General features: G+C 72.7%; 7 protein-coding genes and 1 pseudogene. 7 read left to right on the forward strand and 1 reads right to left on the reverse strand.

The window, feature by feature from the left end; all coding sequences use genetic code 11:
• Positions 1-1,573: GTP-binding protein (locus ACY45C_RS14335; protein ID WP_462188103.1), on the reverse strand; the 1,573-nt coding region annotated here is incomplete at its 3' end.
• 181 nt (positions 1,574-1,754) lie between these two features.
• Here ACY45C_RS14335 and pgsA point away from each other — a divergent pair.
• From pgsA to ACY45C_RS14370, 7 genes and pseudogenes are all read left to right on the forward strand, one after another.
• The gene (gene pgsA / locus ACY45C_RS14340; RefSeq protein WP_462188104.1) at positions 1,755-2,468 is read left to right on the forward strand and encodes a phosphatidylinositol phosphate synthase; all 714 of its coding nucleotides are present in this window, start codon (positions 1,755-1,757) and stop codon (positions 2,466-2,468) included.
• 35 nt (positions 2,469-2,503) lie between these two features.
• On the forward strand, positions 2,504-3,382 hold the full coding sequence (locus ACY45C_RS14345; RefSeq protein ID WP_462188105.1) for a phosphatidylinositol mannoside acyltransferase: 879 nt from the start codon (positions 2,504-2,506) through the stop codon (positions 3,380-3,382).
• A gap of 7 nt (positions 3,383-3,389) precedes the next feature.
• Positions 3,390-4,556, forward strand: coding sequence for a glycosyltransferase family 4 protein (locus tag ACY45C_RS14350; protein WP_462188106.1), 1,167 nt, complete (start codon positions 3,390-3,392; stop codon positions 4,554-4,556).
• A gap of 70 nt (positions 4,557-4,626) precedes the next feature.
• Complete coding sequence (locus tag ACY45C_RS14355; RefSeq protein WP_462188107.1) at positions 4,627-5,181, forward strand: hypothetical protein; 555 nt, start codon at positions 4,627-4,629, stop codon at positions 5,179-5,181.
• 149 nt (positions 5,182-5,330) lie between these two features.
• On the forward strand, positions 5,331-6,263 hold the full coding sequence (gene pdxS, locus ACY45C_RS14360) for a pyridoxal 5'-phosphate synthase lyase subunit PdxS (RefSeq protein WP_462188108.1): 933 nt from the start codon (positions 5,331-5,333) through the stop codon (positions 6,261-6,263).
• On the forward strand, positions 6,260-6,859 hold the full coding sequence (gene pdxT, locus ACY45C_RS14365) for a pyridoxal 5'-phosphate synthase glutaminase subunit PdxT (protein WP_462188109.1): 600 nt from the start codon (positions 6,260-6,262) through the stop codon (positions 6,857-6,859). Before pdxS ends, pdxT begins: the two co-directional genes overlap by 4 nt.
• Positions 6,860-6,881: 22 nt before the next feature.
• Positions 6,882-7,021, forward strand: a pseudogene (locus ACY45C_RS14370) (YebC/PmpR family DNA-binding transcriptional regulator); the annotation flags it as partial.

Genomic DNA, 7,021 nt, shown 5'->3' on the forward strand with positions numbered 1-7,021 from the left:
CCTGACGGCCGAGTCCGCGCGCCGGGGCACGCAGCGTCTCCCGGAGCGGGATCCGGGGCGCGGTCCGGTCCACCGCGGCGCCGTAGCGCTGGGCGAGCCGTTCCAGGACCGCGTCGCTGTGGGCCTCGCCCATGCAGCACAGGACGAGTTGGGAGGTCTCGGGGTCCTGCTCGATCCGTAGCGTCGGGTCCTCCACGGCCAGCCGGCCGAGTGCGGTCGACAGCCTGTCCTCGTCCGCGCGGCTGCGGGCCCTGATCGCGATAGGGAGCTGCGGTTCGGGCATCGACCATGCGGGCAGGTAGCGTGGGTCGTCGCGATCGGAGAGGGTGTCGCCGGTCTCGGCGGTGCTGAGCTTCGTCACCACGCAGATGCCGCCGGCCGGGCACTCGCCCACCGTGTACAGAACCGAGCCGTACGGCCGGGAGAGCGCCCCGACCTGCTCGTCGTCGTCGTGGTCGGCGTGCCCGGCGGCGGCTCTGCCGTGCCCGCTGACGTGCACCGCATCGTCGGGATGCAGCGTGCCGGAGAACACCCGGACCACTGACATCCGGCCCACGTAAGGATCCGTGGTCGTCTTCACGACCTCGGCCACGAGCGGCCCGGCCGGATCACCGTGGCTCTGGTCGCAGGGGGAGCCGTCAGGGCGGCTCACCGGCGGCAGGGGATGCTCCCGCGGTGAAGGGAACCCCTGCACGAACAGGTCCAGCAACTCGACGGAGCCGAAACCGCCGGCCCGCCCGCTGCCCCGATCGCCCCCTGCCGCGGCGCCCGGGCCCGAGGTCGAACCCGGAAGCAGACCGGCCGGCAACACCGGGAAGAACGTCCCGCGGGCGACCGCGGTCTCCAGATCGCCGAGCAGGAGCTTGGTGTCGGGTTCATCACCGGACAGGTACCGGTCGAGGAGGGTCTCGTCCTCACTCTCAGCGATGATCCCCTCGACCAGGGCGGCGCGGGCGGAGGCGTACCGGCCGGTGAGGCCGGCCGGGGTCGCGAGTTCCTGGCGGCCGCTGCCCGGGTACTCCAGCACTCGCCCGGACAGCAGATCCACCAGCCGCATCGAGGCGCCGGCCTCCCGCTCGGGCAGGTAGGCCGGCAGCACGCCGGCCCCGAAGGCCCGTTGGCAGCCCTGGACGGCCGCCGCGAAATCGGCCCGGGGATGGTCGAGATGGGTGAGCACGATCGCGCGGGGCATGCCGACCCCGGCGCACTCCGCCCACACCATGCTGGTCGCGCCATCCACCCCGTCGACCGCGCTGACGACGAACAGAGCGGCGTCGGCGGCCCGCAGGCCCGCCCGCAGCTCGCCCACGAAGTCGGGATAGCCCGGGGTGTCCAGAAGATTGATTGTGAGCCCGCGGTGACTGACCGAACACAGGGTGAGGCTGACCGACCGTGCCGGGCGACGCTCGGGATCGGCATGGCCGACGTAGCTGGTCTGGGCGGTCTGACGGTCGCCGTTCTGGCGGTCCGGCGGCCCGGCGGTGGCGAGCAGACGGTCCACCAGAGCCGTCTTGCCCGCGCCGGTGTGGCCTACCAGGACGACGTTGCGCACATCGCACGAGGCTGATGACATCATCGCCTCCTTGACTGGGAGGTAACGGCCTGTTCGGTAACGGCAGCGTCCTCCCCTGTTACCTGGGACACAAGCCCGAGGGCGGCCGTGGTCGGGAATGCGCGGATCGTGGCGGCTGTACTGTGAAGACCGCCCGAAGCCGGGCGCACGTGGGACGACCACGCGGGACGACGGGACGGACATGCTCGCTAGCAAGGCACGACCGCAGATCCAGAAGTTGCTCGACCCGGTGAGCCAGTGGGCCGCCCGGTCGTCGGTGTCACCGGACGCCGTGACGATCATCGGCATGGTCGGGGTCGCGGGCGGGGCTCTGGGGTTCTTCACCCGCGGGGTGTTCTTCCTCGGCACCGTAGTGATCACGCTGTTCGTCTTCTCGGACCTGATCGACGGGGTCATCGCCCGCGCCCGCGGCATCTCCTCCAAGTGGGGGGCCTTTCTCGACTCCACGTCCGACCGGGTCGGCGACGGCGCGATCTTCGGATCGCTCGTCCTCTGGTACGCCGGCGACGGCGATTCCCTGCCGTTGGCGGGTGCGGCCCTGATCTGCCTGGTCGCCGGTTTGATCACCTCGTACGTCAAGGCCCGCGCCGAGGGACTCGGCTTCACCTGTGACGTGGGGTTCGCCGAACGGGGCGAGCGGTTGCTGATCCTGCTGGTCGCCGCCGGGCTGTACGGCCTCGGGGTGCCCTACCTCCTGCCCGCGGCGCTGTGGTTCCTTGTCGGTGCCACCATGCTGACGGTCGTCCAGCGGGTCGTCCACGTCTACCGGCAGTGGTACCGCGCGGGAGACCCGCCCTCCCCGCCGACGTCAAGGGCGGCCCCGGCCACTGCGTCCCGGACCACGGCCGCGTCCCGGGCCGCGGCCGCCTTCGGCCCCCGCCGCAACGGCCGCTGAGCGGTCATCGAGACGATCCGACGAAGGGCCGAGCGTTGACGGCGGGCGGGCGGGCGACGGCGGCCGGGCGGTTCACCGACCTCGCCTACACGCTGGGCTGGCGCGGCGTCCGGCTGCTCCCGCACCCCGTGGCCGCCGCGGCGTTCCGGTTCGGCGCCGACCTGGCCTACCGCCGCGACGGGCGGGGGGTGCGCCGGCTGCGGTCGAACCTCGCCCGAGTGGCGCCGCCGGGAACCGATCTGGACCGGTTGACCCGGGCGGCGATGCGCTCCTACGCGCGGTACTGGCTGGAGGTGTTCCGCCTCCGGGAGATCGGTCTGGACCGCGTCGTCGGCCGGCTGCGGCTGCTGGACCAGTATCGGTTGTGGGATGCGCACGCCCGCGGGAAGGGGACCATCGTGGCGCTGCCGCACATGGGTAACTGGGAGCAGGCGGGCGCCTGGCTGGTGGTGAATGGCGTGCCGTTCACGACCGTCGCCGAACGCCTGCGGCCGGAGGCGCTCTTCGAGCGGTTCCTGGCCTTCCGCTCGGAGCTCGGCATGGAGGTCGTCCCGCTGACCGGCGGGCAGGCTCCCCCGTTCGACCTGCTCACCGAGCGCCTGCTGGCCGGGGGGATGCTCTGCCTGCTCGCGGACCGGGATCTCTCTCGCGGGGGGATCCCGGTGAGGTTCTTCGGCGCCACGGCCACCATGCCCGGCGGGCCCGCGGCGCTCGCGCTGCGCACCGGGGCGACGCTGCTGCCCGCCACGCTCTGGTTCGATCATGACGGGTGGAGCGGGCGGATCCATCCCGCCGTCGAGCCGAGCGACATCCCGACGATGACGCAGGGACTTGCGGACGCCTTCGCCGCCGGCATCGCCGCGCACCCCGCGGACTGGCACATGCTCCAGCGGATCTGGCGCGACGACGGATGACGCCGCCGTGAAGATCGGTCTGGCCTGCCCCTACGCCTGGGACGTACCGGGCGGGGTCCAGGTGCACGTGCGTGACCTCGCCGAGACCCTGATCGCCGCCGGTCACCAGGTATCCGTCATCACCCCGGTGGACGACGAACGGACCCTGCCGCCCTACGCGGTGGACGCGGGCCGGGCGTTACCGTTCCCCTACAACGGCTCCGTCGCCCGGCTTCTGATGGGCCCGGTCTCGGCCGCCCGGGTCCGCCGTTGGCTGCGTGAGCACGACTTCGATGTCCTGCACGCCCATGAACCGACCGCGCCCAGCGTCAGCCTCCTGGCCTGCATGCTGGCCGACGGGCCGATCGTCGCCACCTTCCACACCGCCAACCCCCGGTCGCGGTTCCTCACCGCGGCCCACGGCGCGCTGCAGCCGTCGTTCGAGAAGCTGCGGGCCCGGATCGCGGTCTCCGAGGCGGCCCGGCGCACCCTCGTCGAGCATCTGGGCGCCGACGCCGTCCTGATCCCGAACGGGGTGGCGGTGCAGAACTTCGCCGGCGCCCGGCCCCTGCCCGGCTACGACGACGGGCGGCCCACCGTCGTGTTCCTCGGGCGCATCGACGAGCCGCGCAAGGGCCTTGACGTGCTGCTAGCCGCCCTGCCGGCGCTCGCCGCCGAGATCGACGGTGTCCGGCTGCTGGTGGCGGGGCCCGGTGACGGGGCGGCGGTGCGGGCCCGGCTGGAGCCCGCCCTGCGCTCGCGGGTCGGCCTCGTCGGCATGGTCTCCGACGCCGACAAGCCCCGGGTCTTCGCCTCCGGGCAGGTCTACTGCGCCCCGAATACCGGTCAGGAGAGCTTCGGGATCGTGCTGCTCGAGGCGATGGCGACCGGGACCCCGGTGGTGGCCAGCGACATCGACGCCTTCCGCCGGGTCCTCGATGACGGGCGCGCCGGCAGGCTGTTCGACGTCGGCGATCCCGCGCGGCTGGCCGCGACCCTGGCCCAGGTGCTATGTGATCCCGCCGGCGCCGCGCGGCTGGTGGAACGCGGTCGCGCCGTCGTCGCCGCCTACGACTGGCGGGTCATCGCCGAGCGGATCGTCGGGGTGTACCAGATGGTCTCCGGGGACATGCGGGTGTCGGTCGCGACGGCGACGCAGCCGCCGGTCCGGGGCGACGCGAGGAGTGGGGACTGACCTGCCCGGTAACTGACCTGTCCCGGTACCAGAGCCACGTCACATTCGGCCGTTGGTTACGCTGCGCGGGATGACCGCCGTCGTGGTGGTGGTCGCCCTGGTGGTGGCGATCGCGACCTATCTGACCTGGCTGGCCACTCGGCTCGACCGACTCGCGGCCCGGGTCGCGGACGCCCGCGGCGGGCTGGTGGCGCACCTGCTCGCCCGCGCCGACGCCGCGCGCGAGCTGGCCCTGCGGTGTGAGCTGGCCGAGCTGGGTGAGAGCGTGGCCCGGGCCCGAACGGCCTATCCAGGCCTGCTCGCCGGGGGGGCGTTGGACGCCGCGGTCGAGCAGAGCGAGAATGCCCTGAGCCGGGCGTTACGGTCCGCCGAGGTCGCCGCGGCCGGCCAGCACCACCCCGCCGAGCTGCATGCGGTCGACTCCTGCGCGGCCCGGGTCGCGCTCGCCCGGCAGTTCCACAACGACGCGGTCCGCGACCTGCGGGCACTCGCCGGCCGGCGCGTGGTGCGGATGGCGCACCTGGCCGGCCGCCGGTCGCCCCCCGGCTACTTCGAGATCGATGACGCCCTGCCGATCCGCGGCGAGGGCGTCCCTCGCGGCGACCTGCCGGGGCTGGCCTCCTGACGGCTCGGCCGGTCGCGAGATCGCCGTACCATGGAAAACCGACCCACCCGCACGGGAACCATCCGGCGGGGTAGCCGGCATGCAGGTGCCAGACATGCCGGTACCCCGCGGCCCTGGCGACCCGACCCAGCGAAAAGAGACGGCACATCATGCCCGAGGGCCAGACTGCCCCCGCCGCCGGCCCGGCGATCGACTCCGCCCGGCAGGCCGGTACCGCCCGCGTCAAGCGCGGCATGGCGGAGATGCTCAAGGGCGGCGTGATCATGGATGTGGTCACCGCCGAGCAGGCCCGCATCGCCGAGGACGCCGGCGCCGTCGCGGTGATGGCGCTGGAGCGGGTTCCCGCCGACATCCGGGCGCAGGGTGGGGTGGCGCGGATGAGTGACCCCGACATGATCTTGGAGATCATCGAGGCGGTCTCCATCCCGGTCATGGCCAAGGCCCGGATCGGGCATTTCGTCGAGGCACAGGTGCTGCAGGCGCTCGGGGTGGACTACGTCGACGAGTCCGAGGTCCTCACGCCCGCCGACCCGCACCACCACATCGACAAGTGGCGCTTCACGGTGCCGTTCGTCTGCGGGGCCACCAACCTGGGGGAGGCACTGCGCCGGGTCGCCGAGGGCGCGGCGATGATCCGCTCCAAGGGTGAGGCGGGCACCGGCGAGGTGTCCAACGCCGTGGTGCACATGCGTACCATCCGGGCGGAGATCGCCCGGCTGTCGGGGCTGCCCGCCGAGGAGCTCTACACGGCGGCCAAGGAGCTGCGCGCCCCAGTCGAGCTGGTCGCCGAGGTGGCCCGGCTCGGCCGGCTGCCCGTCGTGCTGTTCACCGCCGGCGGTATCGCCACTCCGGCGGACGCGGCGCTGATGATGCAGCTCGGCGCGGACGGGGTGTTCGTCGGGTCCGGGATTTTCAAGTCCGGGGACCCGGCGCGCCGCGCCCGGGCCATCGTCGAGGCGACCACCATGTTCAAGGACCCCGACGTTCTGGTGAAGGTCTCCCGGGGCCTCGGCGAGGCGATGGTGGGCATCAACGTCACCGAGCTTCCCCCGGAAGCCCGCTACGCCGACCGCGGCTGGTGAGTGGCCCGCGGATCGGCATCCTCGCGTTGCAGGGGGATGTGCGCGAGCATGCCCGGGCGCTCACCGAGGCCGGCGCGCGGCCGGTGGCGGTGCGCCACGCGGTGGAGCTTGCCGAGGTCGACGGGCTCGTCCTGCCCGGGGGTGAATCCACCACGATCGGCCGGTTGCTGCGCGTGTTCGAGCTGTTGGAGCCGTTGCGGGCGGCGGTGGCCGCGGGGTTGCCCGTGTTCGGTTCGTGTGCTGGCATGATCCTGCTCGCGCGGGACGTCGTGGGCGGCCGGCCGGATCAACCACTGATCGGCGGACTGGACATCGTCGTCCGGCGTAACGCCTTCGGCCGGCAGGTGGACTCGTTCGAGGCACACCTCGAGGTCGTCGGGGTGGCGGGGCCACCTGTGCACGCGGTCTTCATCCGGGCACCATGGGTAGAAAAGGCAGGAGACGCGGTCGAGGTCCTGGCCCGTGTCGCCGAGGCGCCGGTGGCGGTCCGCCAGGGGCCGCTGCTGGCCACCGCGTTCCATCCGGAGCTGACCGGTGATGCCCGGGTGCACCGGCTATTCGTCGACAGCGTCCGATCGTCCGGGTCCGGTCGATGATCGGGCGCAAGAGAGGCAGGTCATGAGCGGCCACTCCAAGTGGGCGACCACCAAGCACAAGAAGGCGGTCATCGATGCCCGCCGGGGCAAGCTGTTCGCCAAACTGATCAAGACAGTCGAGGTGGCGGCCAAGACGGGCGGCGGAGACCCCGCGGGCAATCC

It is taken from the genome of Frankia sp. CcWB2 (assembly GCF_977927585.1).

Excerpts from the sequence above, each read along its gene's own strand:
- pgsA (WP_462188104.1), top strand. The coding sequence starts at position 1,755 with ATGCTCGCTAGCAAGGCACGACCGCAGATCCAGAAGTTGCTCGACCCG.
- ACY45C_RS14355 (WP_462188107.1), top strand. The coding sequence starts at position 4,627 with ATGACCGCCGTCGTGGTGGTGGTCGCCCTGGTGGTGGCGATCGCGACC.
- pdxS (WP_462188108.1), top strand. The coding sequence starts at position 5,331 with ATGCCCGAGGGCCAGACTGCCCCCGCCGCCGGCCCGGCGATCGACTCC.